Here is a 14216-nt window from a genome sequence, read left to right on the forward strand (position 1 = left end):
TTCTGGCTTCGGCCGGTTTCGCGCACGGGCAAGTGCAACTTCGGGAAGGTTTTCCGCAGCGATACACCGTGGTGACGGGGGACACACTCTGGGACATTTCCGCAAAGTATCTCCGTGAGCCATGGCAGTGGCCGCAGTTGTGGCAAGCCAATCCGCAGATCGAAAACCCCAATCTGATCTACCCCGGCGATTCGCTGTCGCTGGTCTACGTCAATGGCCAGCCGCGCCTGACCCTCAGCCGGGGCGAGTCGCGGGGCACCATCAAGCTTTCGCCGCGGGTACGCACCAGCCCGGTAGCCGATGCGATTCCGAGCATCCCGCTGAAATCGATCAACAGTTTTCTACTGAGCAACCGCATCGTCGACAAGGTCGAGGATTTCGACAAGGCGCCGTACATCGTGGCCGGTGATGCCGAACGCGTGCTCAGCGGCATGGGCGACAGAATCTTCGCCCGCGGTCAGTTCGACCTGGCGCAACCGGTCTACGGCATCTTCCGCCAGGGCAAGGTCTATACCGATCCACAAACCCAGGAGTTTTTGGGGATCAACGCCGATGACATTGGCGGTGGCGAAATCGTCGCCACCGAAGGTGACATCGCTACGCTGGCGCTGCAACGCACAACCCAGGAGGTACGCCTTGGCGACCGCCTGTTCAGTGGCGAGGAGCGCTCCATCAACTCGACGTTCATGCCCAGCGCACCGAGCAGCAAGATCGAAGGCTTGATCATTGATGTGCCGCGCGGCGTGACGCAGATCGGTGCGTTGGATGTGGTCACGCTGAACAAGGGTCAACGCGATGGTCTGGCCGAAGGCAATGTATTGGTGGTGATGAAGACCGGGGAAACCGTGCGTGACCGAATCAGCGGCCAGCCCGTGAAAATTCCCGACGAACGCGCCGGTCTGCTGATGGTTTTCCGCACCTACGACAAGCTCAGCTACGGGCTGGTGCTCAACGCATCGCGTTCGCTGGCGGTGATGGACAAGGTGCGAAATCCATAAGCGTGCTTCACAAGTTACCAACAGAGTTATCCACAGCTTATTCCCGTTTGTACGGGTGCTCATAACGATCAAGGATGATCCATGTCATGGCCTACTGTTACACCGGTTTCCCCTGCGGAGCTGGAAGCTCGTTTGCGTCTGCACCGTTTGCCGGAACTCGGGCCGATGCGGTTCAAAAAGTTGCTCGAGGCGTTCGGTTCGGCATCGAAAGCGATCAGTGCACCGGCCAGTGCCTGGCGCGCGCTGGGTTTGCCATTGGCGTGTGCCGAGGCCAGGCGATGTCCTGAAATCCGCGATGGAGCAAGCCACGCATTGGCCTGGCTGGAGCGTCAGGGCCAGCATTTACTGATGTGGGACCAGGTTGACTACCCGGCGCTGCTGGCGCAAATCAGTGATGCTCCGCCCTTGTTATTCGTCGCGGGCGATCCTGGCATTCTGGAAAAACCGCAGCTGGCGATGGTCGGTAGTCGGCGCGCGTCTCGGCCGGGCATGGATACCGCGGCAGCGTTTTCCCGCAGCCTGGCCAGTGCCGGTTTCGTCATCACCAGCGGGTTGGCGCTGGGTATCGATGCCGCCGCGCATCAGGCTGCTTTGGATGTCGGCGGGCAAACGGTCGGTGTACTTGGCACGGGTCTTGAAAAGTTTTATCCACAGCGCAATCGGCGGCTGGCGGACGCCATGATCGCCTCGGGCAGCGCGGTGCTTTCGGAGTTTCCGCTGGATGCCGGCCCCAGCGCCAGCAACTTCCCGCGACGTAACCGCATCATCAGCGGTTTGTCCCTCGGTGTGCTGGTGGTCGAGGCCAGCGTGGCCAGCGGTTCGTTGATCACCGCACGGCTGGCGGCCGAACAAGGGCGTGAGGTTTACGCGATTCCCGGGTCGATCCATCACCCCGGCGCGCGGGGTTGCCACCAGTTGATCCGCGACGGCGCGGTGCTGGTGGAGACCATTGAACATATTCTCGAAGCCTTGCGAGGTTGGCAGCAACAGCCGTTGTTCCCGGAAACCTGCGAGGTGGCGACGAGTCATCCGCTGTTGAAGCTGCTGCATGCGGCCCCTCACACCAGTGAAGCGCTGGCCCTCGCCAGCGGCTGGGCGCTGCCCAACGTGTTGGCGGCGTTGACGGAACTGGAGATGGGCGGCAGCGCGGTGTGCGAAAACGGGCGCTGGTTTGCGCGGGTGAGCTAGGTTTTATAAACAAGATCGGTAAACTGCGCAGAGCCTTATTCTGGAGAGTTTTTCATGGTCAACAGTTGGCGTGTGCAGCAAGCCGCACGAGCAGTTCGCGCAGGGGCGGTGATTGCCTACCCAACCGAAGCAGTCTGGGGCCTGGGTTGCGACCCGTGGGACGAAGAGGCCGTCGAGCGTTTATTGCTGATCAAGGGCCGGGCAGTGGATAAAGGCCTGATCCTGGTGGCCGACAACATCCGTCAGTTCGATTTCCTGTTCGAAGACTTCCCTGAACTGTGGATGGACCGCATGGCCAGCACCTGGCCGGGGCCGAACACCTGGCTGGTGCCGCATCAGAACCTGTTGCCGCCATGGATCACCGGCGTGCATGAAACCGTGGCGCTGCGCGTGAGTGACCACCCACTGGTGCGGGACTTGTGTGCGTTGGTCGGGCCGTTGGTGTCGACCTCTGCCAACCCGCAAGGCCGGCCGGCGGCTCGTACGCGGCTTCGCGTCGAGCAGTATTTCCGCGGGCAGGTTGACCTGGTGCTCGGCGGGTTGCTGGGTGGGCGCAAGAACCCGAGCGTGATTCGCGATCTGGCGACGGGGCACGTTGTTCGCCCAGGCTGAGACCGAGGCGCCCCCCATCGCTGGCAAGCCAGCTCCCACGGGATTCTGGTCGTTCACATGATTTTTGACCGACCCTGTACGTGTGGGAGCTGGCTTGCCAGCGATGAGGCCTTGGCAGACGCTGAAAATCTTAAGGCAACAGAACCACCGATCCCGTGGTACGCCGTGCCGATAATTCAGTCTGCGCTTTCGCCGCATCCGCCAGTGAATACGTCTGGCTGATATCCACCTTCAACTTGCCACTGATGATCATCTCGAACAGTTCATCGGCCATGCGCTGTAGGTTTTCGGCGTTGTTGGCGTAGGTGCCCAGCGTCGGCCGGGTTACGTACAGCGAACCTTTCGCCGCCAGAATCCCCAGGTTGACTCCGTCCACTGCGCCGGATGCGTTGCCGAAACTCACCACCAGGCCCCGAGGCGCGACGCTGTCCAGAGATGTCAGCCAAGTGTCCTTGCCCACGCCGTCGTACACCACCGGGACTTTTTTGCCGTCGGTCAATTCCAGTACCCGTTGTGCGACGTTTTCATGGCTGTAATCGATGGTCGCCCAGGCGCCGTTGGCCTTGGCCAGCGCGGCTTTCTCCGCCGAGCTCACGGTGCCGATCAGCTTGACGCCCAAGGCCTTGGCCCATTGGCAAGCCAACGAGCCGACACCACCCGCTGCCGCGTGGAACAGGATGGTTTCGCCACCCTTGAGTTCGTAGGTCTGGCGCAGCAGATATTGCACGGTCAGGCCTTTGAGCATCACACCTGCCGCCTGCTCGAAGCTGATGGCGTCCGGCAGGTGAACCAGATTGGCCTCGGGCAAGACGTGAACGTCACTGTAGGCCCCCAATGGGCCGCTGCCGTAAGCGACACGATCGCCGACCTTGAACCGCGTGACGTCACTGCCGACCGCCTCGACCACGCCCGCGCCTTCGGAACCGAGCCCCGATGGCAGAGACGGCGGTGGGTAGAGACCGCTGCGGTAATAGGTATCGATGAAGTTCAGGCCGATGGCCTTGTTGGTCACACGGACCTCTTTGGGGCCGGGCCCGGCGGGTTGGTAATCCACATACTCAAGCACTTCGGGGCCGCCATGGGCACGGAACTGAATACGCTTTGCCATCTGCTCTCTCCTGAGATCGATGCTGATTGTGTAAATGCGAAGCGTCCTATCGGACTCCTAAGCTTGATCTTCGTCAACTGCGACGAGCACTTCGGCGGTGTTATGCTACGCGCCCATTTGCGCAGGCCCCGGTCCGATGGAGCGCCGCGTAGCTTTGCCCGATCCAAGGTGATGCCATGACTACCCGCACCGAGGCCGTAAAAGCCTATCTGCTCGACCTGCAAGACCGTATTTGTGCTGCCCTGGAAGCCGAAGACGGTGGCACGCACTTCGTCGAAGACGCCTGGACCCGGCCTGCCGGCGGTGGTGGACGTACGCGGGTGATCGAAAACGGCACGGTCATTGAAAAGGGCGGCGTCAACTTTTCCCATGTCTTTGGCAGTGGCCTGCCACCGTCCGCCAGCGCCCATCGTCCGGAACTGGCCGGCCGTGGCTTCGAAGCGCTCGGCGTGTCGCTGGTGATCCATCCGCACAACCCGCATGTGCCGACTTCCCACGCCAACGTACGTTTTTTCATCGCTGAAAAAGAAGGTGAAGAACCGGTCTGGTGGTTCGGCGGCGGTTTCGACCTGACGCCCTACTACGGCAATGAAGAAGACTGCGTGCACTGGCACCGCGTGGCCGAGCAGGCTTGCGCGCCGTTCGGTGCGGACGTCTACCCGCGTTACAAGGCCTGGTGCGACAGCTACTTCCACATCAAGCATCGCCACGAACCACGGGGCATTGGCGGTCTGTTTTTCGATGACTTGAACGAGTGGGACTTCGACACCAGCTTCGCGTTCATGCGAGCTATCGGCGATGCATACATCGATGCCTACCTGCCGATCGTGCAGCGTCGCAAAAACGACACGTTCAGTGCGAAACAACGGGAGTTCCAGGAATACCGTCGTGGCCGTTACGTCGAGTTCAACCTGGTCTATGACCGCGGCACGCTGTTCGGCCTGCAATCGGGCGGTCGCACGGAGTCGATCCTGATGTCCCTGCCGCCGCAAGTGCGTTGGGGTTACGACTGGAAAGCCGAACCGGGCAGCGAAGAAGCGCGCCTGACCGAGTATTTCTTGCAGGATCGCGATTGGTTGGCCAAGGCCTGAACGAGGAATGTAGATGGACCGTTATGTTGTATTCGGTAACCCGATTGGCCATAGCAAGTCACCATTGATCCATCGTCTGTTCGCCGAGCAGGCCGCGCAGCGCCTCGACTACAGCACATTGCTGGCGCCTTTAGACGATTTTTCCGGCTGCGCGCGGGCTTTTTTCCTCGAAGGCCGGGGGGCGAATGTGACGGTCCCGTTCAAGGAAGAAGCCTTTCGCCTTGCCGATAGCCTGACTGCGCGAGCGCAGCGGGCCGGCGCGGTGAATACCTTGAGCAAAATGGCCGATGGCAGTCTGCTGGGAGACAACACCGATGGCGCCGGCCTGGTGCGGGACCTGACCGTCAACGCCGGGTTCAGCCTCAAGGGCAAACGCATCCTGTTACTCGGTGCCGGTGGTGCTGTGCGCGGTGCTCTGGAGCCCTTGCTCGCCGAGCAGCCGGCGTCGGTGATCATCGCCAACCGCACCGTAGACAAGGCCGAACTGCTGGCGGAACTGTTCTGCGATTTGGGGCCGGTCTCGGCGAGCGGTTACGACTGGTTGCAGGAATCTGTGGACCTGATCATCAATGCCACCTCTGCCAGCCTGACAGGGGACGTTCCGCCGATCGCCAGCAGCCTGATCGAACCAGGCAAAACCGTGTGCTACGACATGATGTACGGCAAGGAGCCGACTTCATTCTGCCGTTGGGCCAGCGAACACGGCGCAGCGGTATCGATGGACGGGTTGGGGATGTTGGCTGAGCAAGCGGCAGAAGCGTTCTTCCTTTGGCGCGGTGTCCGCCCGGATACGGCGCCGGTGCTGGCCGAGTTGCGCCGACAACTGGCGCTGTAATTCTTTGTGGCGAGGCAGCTTGCTCCCGCTGGGTTGCGTAGCGACCCTTAAAATCTGCGGGCGCTTCGCTCCCGAGCGCGAGCAAGCTCCCTCGCCACAGGGATTGGTGTTTTAGCCAAGAATTTGTTCAATCTTCAAATCGGATCGGGCATTTCTCCGGTCCCTCAAGCTTCCTCAACTCTTCCACCACCTGCGGCCGCGCCTGGCGCAAGGTCAGGCTGCGATCCTGGCGTAGCAAGCGCCGGGCTTCCTGATGCAGCATTTCCACCCCTGAATAGTCGATGAAATTGATCTGCTGCGCCTCGATCACCACGCGCGCACCGTGCATGCGTTGCAGGCGCACCTGCAGGTAATGGCTGGCGCCGAAGAAAATCGAGCCGCCGACCCGCAGAATGTCTTCATCGCCGTCGCGTACATGTTGTACCCGCGGTTGCGACGTTCGCTTGAGGTAAAAAAACAGTGACGCCAGCACGCCAGCGTAAATTGCTGTCTGCAACTCCAGCAGCAGCGTGGCGACACAGGTCAGGGCCATGACCACGAACTCGGCGCGACTGACCCGCAGCAATGCGCGAATGCCGCGATGGTCCACCAGGCCCCAGGCAATCAACAGAATACTGCCGGCCATGGCCGGGATCGGGATGTGCGCAATCAGACCTGCGCCAAAAATCGCAAACAGCGCCACCCACAACGCCGAAAAAATCCCCGCCAACGGCGAGCAGGCCCCGGCTTCGTAACTCAGCCCGGAACGGGTGAACGAGCCGGCTGACAGCGATCCGGAAAAAAACGCACCGACAATATTTGACAGGCCTTGGGCGCGAACTTCCTGGTTAGCGTCGAGTAGTTGCTGCGAACGTGCAGAGATCGAGCGGGCAATCGACAGGCTTGTCACCAGCCCGAGCATGCCAACGGCCACGGCGCTGGGCAGCAGGCGCAGGATCAAATCGAGATCCAGTGGCAACGAACTGAAGGGCGGTAACTTACCGGTGAACGCGCTGACCAGTTGCACATGACCAAACATGGTTGGCCACAGCCAGACCAGCAATGCGCCCAGCACCAGTGTGATCAACAGCGTTGGCCAACGTGGCAACCACAGCTTGAGGAACACCCCCACCACCACCGTCGCCAGACCCAACGCCAGCGAGGCCTTGTCCACTTCGCCGAGATGGCGCAATAAAGTGATGAAACTGTCCAGGGCGGTGGCCTGACTTGGCAAGTCCAACCCCAACAGATTGGGCAGTTGACCGACGGCAATCACTACCGCCGCACCGAGGGTAAAGCCGAGCACCACCGAATGGGAGACGAAATTCACCAGCGCGCCAAAGCGCAGCAATCCCAGCAGCCACTGGAATACCCCCGCCAGGAAAGTCAGCAACAGGATCACCGTGACGTAGTCCTGTGTCGCCGGCACGGCCAGAGGACTGACGCTGGCATACAAGACAATCGAGATCGCGGCCGTGGGACCGCAAATCAAATGCCACGACGAACCCCAAAGACAAGCGATCAACACCGGGATGATAGCCGCGTACAGCCCGTATTCCGGTGGCAGACCCGCGATCAGTGCGTAGGCAATGGATTGCGGCAACGCAAGAATCGCACCGCTGAGGCCGACGATCAGGTCGCGGCCGACGCTGGCTCGGGTTTGCCGGGGCAGCCAGGTGAGGAAGGGAAAAAGTGAATGGCGGCTTGGCAGGGCCATGGGGCCTCTCGGTCGGGGGTTTGCGCAAGGGTAGCAGGACGCACAATCATTTGTGGCGAGGGAGCTTGCTCGCGCTCGGGTGCGAAGCGCCCGCAGGTTTCAGGGCCGCTGCGCAGCCCAGCGGGAGCAAGCTCCCTCGCCACAGAGGATGATCGTTCCCACGCGGAGCGTGGGAACGATCATCAACAGAGGATCTCTACAACTTGGCTTTGACTGCCGGCAATGCATCCTTGCCGTCCACGGTTTTCACGCCATCCAGCCATTTATCCAGCACCGCCGGGTTGGCCTTGATCCACGCTTTGGCGGCGTCGGCATTGCTGATCTTCTTGTTCACCACCTCGGCCATGATGCTGTTTTCCATGTCCTGAGTGAACGTCAGGTTGGTCAGCAATTTCCCAACGTTAGGGCAGGCCTGTGCATAACCTTTGCGGGTCAGGGTGTGAACGCTGCCAGTGTCGCCGAAATACTTCTCGCCGCCCTTCAGGTAATGCATTTTCAGCTGCACGTTCATCGGGTGCGGCGTCCAGCCGAGGAAGGTCACGAACTTCTGTTTCTTCACTGCGCGCGACACTTCGGCCAACATCGCTTGCTCGCTGGACTCGACCAATTTCCACTGGCCCATGTCGAAATCGTTTTTCTTGATGATCTCTTGCAGCGAGATGTTTGCCGGTGCACCGGAACCGATGCCGTAGATTTTGCGATCAAACTTGTCGGCGTGTTTGTTCAGGTCGGCAAAGTTATGCACACCCGCGTCCCAGACGTAGTCCGGAACGGCGAGGGTGAACTCGGTGCCATCGAGATTCTTCGCTAACTGCGTGACATCGCCCGTGGCGACGAATTTGTCGTAGAAGCCCTGCTGCGCCGGCATCCAGTTACCCAGAAACACATCGACCTGGCCGTCCTTGAGCCCGCCGAAGGTAATCGGCACCGCGAGGGTGTCGACTTTGGCCTTGTAGCCCATGCCGTCCAGGAGAAACCCGGTGATGGCGTTGGTCGCGGCGATGTCGCTCCAGCCCGGGTCGGCCATTTTCACCGTCTCGCATTGATCGGCGAACGCCGATGCACTGCCCAGAGCCAGGAGCCCGACCGTCAGTACTGTGGATAACCTTTGCATGGACTTCCCCTTAACATTATTGGTTTTGGCAGGGTTGTGGATAACGTGCTTTACGCTCCAGATCGTCGAGGTCGATATGGTTACGCATGTACTGCTGACTGGCGTCCACCAGCGGCTGGTGATCCCAGCTCTTCAGCTTGCCGATGGTCAGGGCATCGGCGACGAAACGCCGGCGCCGTTGGCTTGCGAGCACCTGTTGATGGATCGCCGGAATATCCCATTTGGCCCGCGCTTCGGCGAGAAAGTCGTCAAACAGCTGGCGATGCTGCGGCGACTGGCTCAGTTCTTCCAGTTCGCGCGGATCATTGTGTACGTCGAAGAGTAGGCAAGGGTCGTCTTCGCTGTAGATGAATTTGTAAGCGCCGCGGCGAATCATCATCAGCGGGCTGATGGTGCCTTCTGCCATGTATTCGCCGAACACTTCGTCGTGACCGCCCTGCCCTTTCAGATGTGGGACCAACGAGCGGCCATCGAGCGGCAGGCCTGGCTCCAGCGAGCCGCCCGCCAGTTCGACGAAGGTCGGCAGCAAGTCGGCGGTCGAGACCGAGGCACTGACACGGCCCGCGCCGAATTGCCCGGGAGCACTTATCAACAGGGGCACGCGGGCGGCCATTTCATACCAGTGCATTTTGTACCAGAGCCCGCGCTCGCCGAGCATGTCGCCATGGTCGCCGGAGAAGACAATGATGGTATCGTCGATCAGGCCGGTATCTTCGAGTGTTTGCAGGAGTTTGCCGACGTTACTGTCGATATAGCTGCAAGCACCGAAATAGGCACGGCGTGCATCGCGGATCTTATCCACAGGCAAGGGTTTATCCCACAGGTCGTAAACCTTGAGCAAACGCTGGGCATGCGGATCGAGTTCGTGCTGGTCCGGTGTTATTGGCAACGGAATGTCGGCATCGTCGTACAGATCCCAGAAAGCTTTGGGAATGGTGTACGGATCGTGTGGGTGGGTCATTGAAACAGTCAGGCAGAACGGCTGGTCGCCATCCTCGCGAATGTGATCGAACAGGTATTGCTGGGCCTTGAACACCACCTCTTCGTCGAAATCCAGTTGATTGGTGCGCACGCACGGCCCCGCCTGCAGTACCGACGACATGTTGTGATACCAGGTCGGACGCACGTCCGGCTCGTCCCAATTCACTGCCCAGCCGTAGTCGGCCGGATAGATATCGCTGGTCAGACGTTCTTCGTAACCGTGCAGTTGATCCGGACCGCAGAAGTGCATCTTGCCTGACAGTGCGGTGCGATAGCCAATTCGACGCAGGTAGTGGGCATAGGTCGGTACATCGGCCGGAAAATCCGCCGCGTTGTCGTAGGCGCCGATCTTGCTCGGCAATTGGCCGCTGACCAGGGTAAAACGCGACGGTGCGCACAACGGGCTGTTGCAGTAGGCGGCGTCGAACACCACGCCTTGTGCGGCGAGGCGGCTCAAATTCGGCAACTTGATGGGCGATGGGCTGTAGAACGGCAACATTGGCGCGGCCATTTGATCGGCCATGATGAAAAGAATGTTCTTGCGCTTCATGTGATCGCGGCATTCCATAGTGGATGTTTATGCGAGAGTGCTGGGATCGAGGATGTAACCCATGCACTTTGCGGTAAAGCCCACGCGCAGCAATGACTAGGATAAGCACAGCTTATGTATGACGCTCTTGGTGACCTGTCTCTGGATTTACTTCGCGCGTTCGAAGCCGCGGCCCGTCAACGCAGCTTCACGGCTGCCGCCAATGAACTGGGCACTACCCAACCCGCCATCAGCCAGCAAATCAAGCGGCTGGAAGAACAGTTGGCCACACGTCTGTTCGACCGCATTTACCGCGGTATCGAACTGACCGAGGCCGGAATGATCCTTTTCGAGCAAGTTCAGCTTGGATTGCAGAATATCGATGCAGGTTTGAGTGCGATCAGCGCACAGCAGCAACACGAAGTGTTGCAAGTGGCGACCGATTTCGCTTTTGCTGCCTACTGGCTGATGCCGCGCCTGCACCGTTTTCACGCGGCCAATCCGCACGTGGATGTCAGCCTGGTCACCAGCGAGCGCAGCCACAATATGCTGCGTACGGATATCGATGTGGCGGTGTTATTCGGCGATGGCCGCTTCAAGCAGGGTGAAAGCCATTGGTTGTTCAGCGAAGAAGTATTCCCCGTGTGCAGCCCTCAGCTTCTGAATGAGCGTGCCCTGCCCTTGCCTGCCCAGTGTTTGTTGGAGTTCCCACTGTTGCACCTGCGCGGCGAGAACAGCAGTAACTGGTTTGACTGGAGCGGAGTGTTTCGAGAATTGGGCATCACTTCGCCCCCGGCCCCCGGCCAGTTGCGCTTCGACAACTACACCCTGTTGATACAAGCCGCGATTGGTGGTCAGGGCGTCGCCATTGGCTGGCGACACCTTGTGGATAACTTGCTGACGCAAGGCTTGTTGTGTCGCCCGATTGCGCAAACAGTGATTTCACGCTTGGGCTATTACGTGGTTCTGCCGCAACGCAAACGGCGTGGTGCGTTGATTCAACAGTTCGTCGACTGGTTGATGGAAGAACAGGCCAGCAGCGCGCAATCGCTGAACGGGATGGCGCTGCCCTCCATAGCGGTCTAGCTGTCTGCGGCGATGAAATTGACGTGCTCACCAATGTGCAAATTCAGCTGCAGCTCATCGGCAATCCCCGTGGCAGTGCGTGCCAGGCGTGCGAGCGGTTCGGCCAGGCCCGGTTCAAGGTTGCCGCCAGTCTGGCTGAAATGTTCGATGGTCAGGCCGGCCACTCCCCGTGGCGCGTTCACCAAAGTCCAATGCAACGTGCTGCTTTGCAGTGCTTCACGGATCTCTTCGGCGGCATGTCGTTCCAGGTCGTCTTCTAATTCGGGATCATCGAGAACTTCGAAATCCCCCACCACGAACAAACGGGCAATGCCCGCCGCCTGCATGCCCTCGATCAATGCATCCACTGCCAGCACTTGCTCGACCGGACCCGGCACGATGGATTTTTCCACATGCTCACTATTGAACGGCAGGCCAGGTGCATCTAACAAGCAAATGACCGCCGAGCTGCCTGCCACACTTTGTTTCACCCGTTGAGCTGCGAAAAGATCGCCGGTCTTGGTGCGCAATCCCGGACGCGGCGCCAGCGCCGTCAGGTCGTCGAGAATCGCGATGACTTCGTGTTGGCGCCGCAGCATTTCAGCCATCAGCGCACTGCCCAGGCTACTCATGGCACCATAAAGCACCACTTTCACCACCGGGGTCTCGGCATTCTTCATGGCTGAACTCCCTTGTTTTCCCGCGTATATGGCGTACGACCTGCGGGAAACGGTGAGGGTTCTACCGGGTTTCAGAGGGATTACCCATGCAACGGATCAAGGGCTATCACGCCCACGTGTATTTCGATGCCAGTTCCATCGATCAGGCGCGGGCCTTGTGCGAGCAAGCTGCGCAATTGTTCCCGCTGAAAATGGGTCGCGTGCACGAACGCCCGGTCGGCCCGCATCCGGACTGGAGTTGCCAACTGGCGTTCGGACCGCAGCTGATCGGCGAAGTGCTGCCGTGGCTGGCGCTCAACCGCAAGGGCTTGGTGGTGTTCCTGCACCCGGACACCGGCGACGATCTGCTTGACCACAGCGAGCATGCGATCTGGATGGGGGCCATTCGTCCGCTCAATCTGTCTGTTTTTTGATCAGGGTGTTTCTTCGCCTTCGCCTTCACCTCGCAAGTGCTTGCGCAGAGTGCTGTTCTGCCGGGGGCTCGCGAAGGCCGCCATTTGGTCCTGGCCCCGTCCGACGACCGGTTACACATCCGGTCACTGCTTTCATTGCCGAAAGCTGGCTGAAAGCTTCCCCGATTAGGATCGCCCCACTACCGGCAACAGACCGGTCGGCCAATGCCAGCGTTTTATCGCTCGCACAGCCCATTTAACAACAACAATGGTGACCCTGATGTCCTTTGAAACCCGCCGCTTCGCCGCCACTCCGCCCGTACGTCTCGTGCTTCCCGTTCTGCGCTGACCCACCCGGTTCGCCCATTCCCTAGCCGCGCTACGCCTGGAGTATTCCCATGCTGACTTTCCTTGGCTTCGCCATGGTCATCACGTTCATGTTCCTGATCATGACCAAGCGCCTGTCCGCGCTGATCGCCCTGATCATCATTCCAATCGTCTTCGCCTTGTTCGGCGGCTTCGGCCCGAAAATCGGCCCGATGATGCTCGAAGGCATCACCAAGCTTGCGCCGACCGGCGTGATGTTGATGTTCGCGATTCTGTACTTCGCCCTGATGATCGACTCCGGCCTGTTCGACCCGGCCGTGCGCAAGATCCTGAAAATGGTCAAGGGCGATCCGCTGAAAGTTTCAGTCGGCACCGCTGTACTGGCGCTGGTCGTTTCCCTCGATGGTGACGGCGCGACCACCTACATGATCTGCGTGGCCGCCATGTTGCCGCTCTACAGCCGCATCGGCATGAGCCCGCGAATCATGGCCGGCCTGATCATCCTCGCCGGTGGCGTGATGAACATGACGCCATGGGGCGGCCCGACCGCCCGTGCCGCGAGTGCGCTGCACGTGGACCCGTCGGCGATCTTCGTGCCGATGATTCCGGCAATGGCGGCGGGTGTGGTGGCGATCCTGGCGATTGCTTACTTCTACGGCAAGCGTGAACGTGCGCGCCTGGGTGAGTTGCACCTGGTGGGCGATGAGATCGATCACAGCGAAATCAGCGTCTCGCAATTCCCGGATGCCCGTCGTCCGAAGCTGATCTGGTTCAACGGTGCCCTGACCCTGGGCCTGATGTGCACCCTGATCGCTGGCCTGTTGCCGTTGCCGGTATTGTTCATGGTGGCCTTCAGTATCGCGATGATCGTCAACTACCCATGCCTGCAACAACAGAAGGATCGCGTGGCTGCCCATGCTGGCAGTGTGCTGGCGGTGGTCGGGCTGATCTTTGCTGCCGGTATCTTCACCGGTATCCTGTCGGGCACCGGTATGGTCGATGCGATGTCGAAAAGCCTGCTGTCGGTGATTCCGGATTTCCTCGGCCCGTACCTGGCAGTCATAACGGCGCTGGTGAGCATGCCGTTCACGTTCTTCATGTCGAACGATGCATTTTATTACGGCGTGTTACCGGTACTTGCCGAAGCCGCCAGCCATTACGGTATAACCGCGGTGGAAATGGCACGTGCCTCGATCGTCGGTCAGCCCGTCCACTTGTTGAGCCCGCTGGTACCATCGACTTACTTGTTGGTGGCCCTGGCCGGGATCGATTTTGGTGATCACCAGCGCTTCACCCTCAAGTGGGCAGTGCTGGTGTGTATGTGCATACTGGTTGCCGCATTGCTGATGGGGATTTTTCCGCTGTTCAGCACTCTATAAGCCCAAGACTCACCACACCGGGTCCAGGCTTCGTTTTTGAAGCCCGGGCCCGTTTTGGTTTAACAATCGCTCAAAGGAATACACATGGAATGGCTGACCAACCCTGAAATCTGGGTTGCCTTCTTCACCCTGACTGCTCTGGAAATCGTCCTGGGCATCGATAACATCATCATGATTTCGATCCTGGTCAGCCGCATGCCCAAGCACATGCAACAGCGCAC

The 14216-nt window shown here is 59.9% G+C and carries 13 protein-coding genes and 1 pseudogene; 9 read left to right on the forward strand and 5 right to left on the reverse strand.

Annotation, left to right across the window (positions count from 1 at the left end; genetic code table 11):
• Positions 1-2 precede the first annotated feature (2 nt).
• The 3 genes from D8U18_RS12605 (at position 3) to D8U18_RS12615 (ending at position 2798) form a co-directional block, all read left to right on the forward strand.
• Positions 3-998 (forward strand): LysM domain-containing protein, encoded by a 996-nt coding sequence (locus tag D8U18_RS12605; protein WP_131107735.1) that lies wholly within the window; start codon positions 3-5, stop codon positions 996-998.
• 81 nt (positions 999-1079) lie between these two features.
• Positions 1080-2186 (forward strand): DNA-processing protein DprA, encoded by a 1107-nt coding sequence (gene dprA / locus D8U18_RS12610; RefSeq protein ID WP_056854242.1) that lies wholly within the window; start codon positions 1080-1082, stop codon positions 2184-2186.
• Positions 2187-2240: 54 nt separating this feature from the next.
• Positions 2241-2798 carry an L-threonylcarbamoyladenylate synthase gene (locus D8U18_RS12615; RefSeq protein WP_056854241.1) on the forward strand — a complete coding sequence of 186 codons (558 nt, stop codon included), beginning with the start codon at positions 2241-2243 and terminating at the stop codon, positions 2796-2798.
• Between the two features lie 130 nt (positions 2799-2928).
• On the opposite strand, the gene D8U18_RS12620 is transcribed toward D8U18_RS12615, so the two are convergent.
• On the reverse strand, positions 2929-3906 hold the full coding sequence (locus D8U18_RS12620) for an NADPH:quinone reductase (RefSeq protein WP_130908046.1): 978 nt from the start codon (positions 3904-3906) through the stop codon (positions 2929-2931).
• A gap of 176 nt (positions 3907-4082) precedes the next feature.
• Between D8U18_RS12620 and hemF the strand changes: the two genes are divergently transcribed.
• Together hemF and aroE are read left to right on the forward strand one after the other, a co-directional pair.
• Positions 4083-4997, forward strand: coding sequence for an oxygen-dependent coproporphyrinogen oxidase (hemF, locus tag D8U18_RS12625; RefSeq protein WP_056854239.1), 915 nt, complete (start codon positions 4083-4085; stop codon positions 4995-4997).
• A 13-nt stretch (positions 4998-5010) separates the two neighbouring features.
• Positions 5011-5832, forward strand: coding sequence for a shikimate dehydrogenase (gene aroE, locus D8U18_RS12630; RefSeq protein ID WP_131107736.1), 822 nt, complete (start codon positions 5011-5013; stop codon positions 5830-5832).
• A gap of 127 nt (positions 5833-5959) precedes the next feature.
• Here the strand turns inward: aroE and D8U18_RS12635 are convergent, their stop codons facing one another.
• The 3 genes from D8U18_RS12635 to betC form a co-directional block, all read right to left on the reverse strand.
• Positions 5960-7528 carry a SulP family inorganic anion transporter gene (locus D8U18_RS12635; protein ID WP_131107737.1) on the reverse strand — a complete coding sequence of 523 codons (1569 nt, stop codon included), beginning with the start codon at positions 7526-7528 and terminating at the stop codon, positions 5960-5962.
• Positions 7529-7724: 196 nt separating this feature from the next.
• Positions 7725-8642, reverse strand: coding sequence for a choline ABC transporter substrate-binding protein (gene choX / locus D8U18_RS12640; protein WP_056854236.1), 918 nt, complete (start codon positions 8640-8642; stop codon positions 7725-7727).
• A 16-nt stretch (positions 8643-8658) separates the two neighbouring features.
• The gene (gene betC / locus D8U18_RS12645; protein WP_131107738.1) at positions 8659-10173 is read right to left on the reverse strand and encodes a choline-sulfatase; all 1515 of its coding nucleotides are present in this window, start codon (positions 10171-10173) and stop codon (positions 8659-8661) included.
• Between the two features lie 114 nt (positions 10174-10287).
• Between betC and D8U18_RS12650 the strand changes: the two genes are divergently transcribed.
• Positions 10288-11238 (forward strand): LysR family transcriptional regulator, encoded by a 951-nt coding sequence (locus tag D8U18_RS12650; RefSeq protein WP_056854234.1) that lies wholly within the window; start codon positions 10288-10290, stop codon positions 11236-11238.
• On the opposite strand, the gene D8U18_RS12655 is transcribed toward D8U18_RS12650, so the two are convergent.
• Positions 11235-11897, reverse strand: coding sequence for an NAD(P)H-binding protein (locus D8U18_RS12655; protein WP_056854233.1), 663 nt, complete (start codon positions 11895-11897; stop codon positions 11235-11237). The genes D8U18_RS12650 and D8U18_RS12655 overlap by 4 nt on opposite strands.
• An 86-nt stretch (positions 11898-11983) precedes the next feature.
• Between D8U18_RS12655 and D8U18_RS12660 the strand changes: the two genes are divergently transcribed.
• The 3 genes and pseudogenes from D8U18_RS12660 to D8U18_RS12670 form a co-directional block, all read left to right on the forward strand.
• Complete coding sequence (locus D8U18_RS12660) at positions 11984-12310, forward strand: DOPA 4,5-dioxygenase family protein (protein ID WP_056854232.1); 327 nt, start codon at positions 11984-11986, stop codon at positions 12308-12310.
• 377 nt (positions 12311-12687) lie between these two features.
• Entirely contained in the window at positions 12688-13995 is a 1308-nt protein-coding gene (locus D8U18_RS12665; RefSeq protein ID WP_056854231.1) for a CitMHS family transporter, read from the forward strand.
• Positions 13996-14079: 84 nt separating this feature from the next.
• A pseudogene (locus tag D8U18_RS12670) lies at positions 14080-14216 on the forward strand (TerC family protein); the annotation flags it as partial.

The sequence above is a fragment of the Pseudomonas sp. Sample_10 genome, from assembly GCF_004321495.1.
GTDB lineage: Bacteria > Pseudomonadota > Gammaproteobacteria > Pseudomonadales > Pseudomonadaceae > Aquipseudomonas.

Coding starts and splice junctions, on each gene's coding strand:
- dprA (WP_056854242.1), top strand. CDS start 1,080: ATGTCATGGCCTACTGTTACACCGGTTTCCCCTGCGGAGCTGGAAGCT.
- D8U18_RS12615 (WP_056854241.1), top strand. CDS start 2,241: ATGGTCAACAGTTGGCGTGTGCAGCAAGCCGCACGAGCAGTTCGCGCA.
- D8U18_RS12620 (WP_130908046.1), bottom strand. CDS start 3,906: ATGGCAAAGCGTATTCAGTTCCGTGCCCATGGCGGCCCCGAAGTGCTT.
- hemF (WP_056854239.1), top strand. CDS start 4,083: ATGACTACCCGCACCGAGGCCGTAAAAGCCTATCTGCTCGACCTGCAA.
- aroE (WP_131107736.1), top strand. CDS start 5,011: ATGGACCGTTATGTTGTATTCGGTAACCCGATTGGCCATAGCAAGTCA.
- D8U18_RS12635 (WP_131107737.1), bottom strand. CDS start 7,528: ATGGCCCTGCCAAGCCGCCATTCACTTTTTCCCTTCCTCACCTGGCTG.
- choX (WP_056854236.1), bottom strand. CDS start 8,642: ATGCAAAGGTTATCCACAGTACTGACGGTCGGGCTCCTGGCTCTGGGC.
- betC (WP_131107738.1), bottom strand. CDS start 10,173: ATGAAGCGCAAGAACATTCTTTTCATCATGGCCGATCAAATGGCCGCG.
- D8U18_RS12650 (WP_056854234.1), top strand. CDS start 10,288: ATGTATGACGCTCTTGGTGACCTGTCTCTGGATTTACTTCGCGCGTTC.
- D8U18_RS12655 (WP_056854233.1), bottom strand. CDS start 11,897: ATGAAGAATGCCGAGACCCCGGTGGTGAAAGTGGTGCTTTATGGTGCC.
- D8U18_RS12660 (WP_056854232.1), top strand. CDS start 11,984: ATGCAACGGATCAAGGGCTATCACGCCCACGTGTATTTCGATGCCAGT.
- D8U18_RS12665 (WP_056854231.1), top strand. CDS start 12,688: ATGCTGACTTTCCTTGGCTTCGCCATGGTCATCACGTTCATGTTCCTG.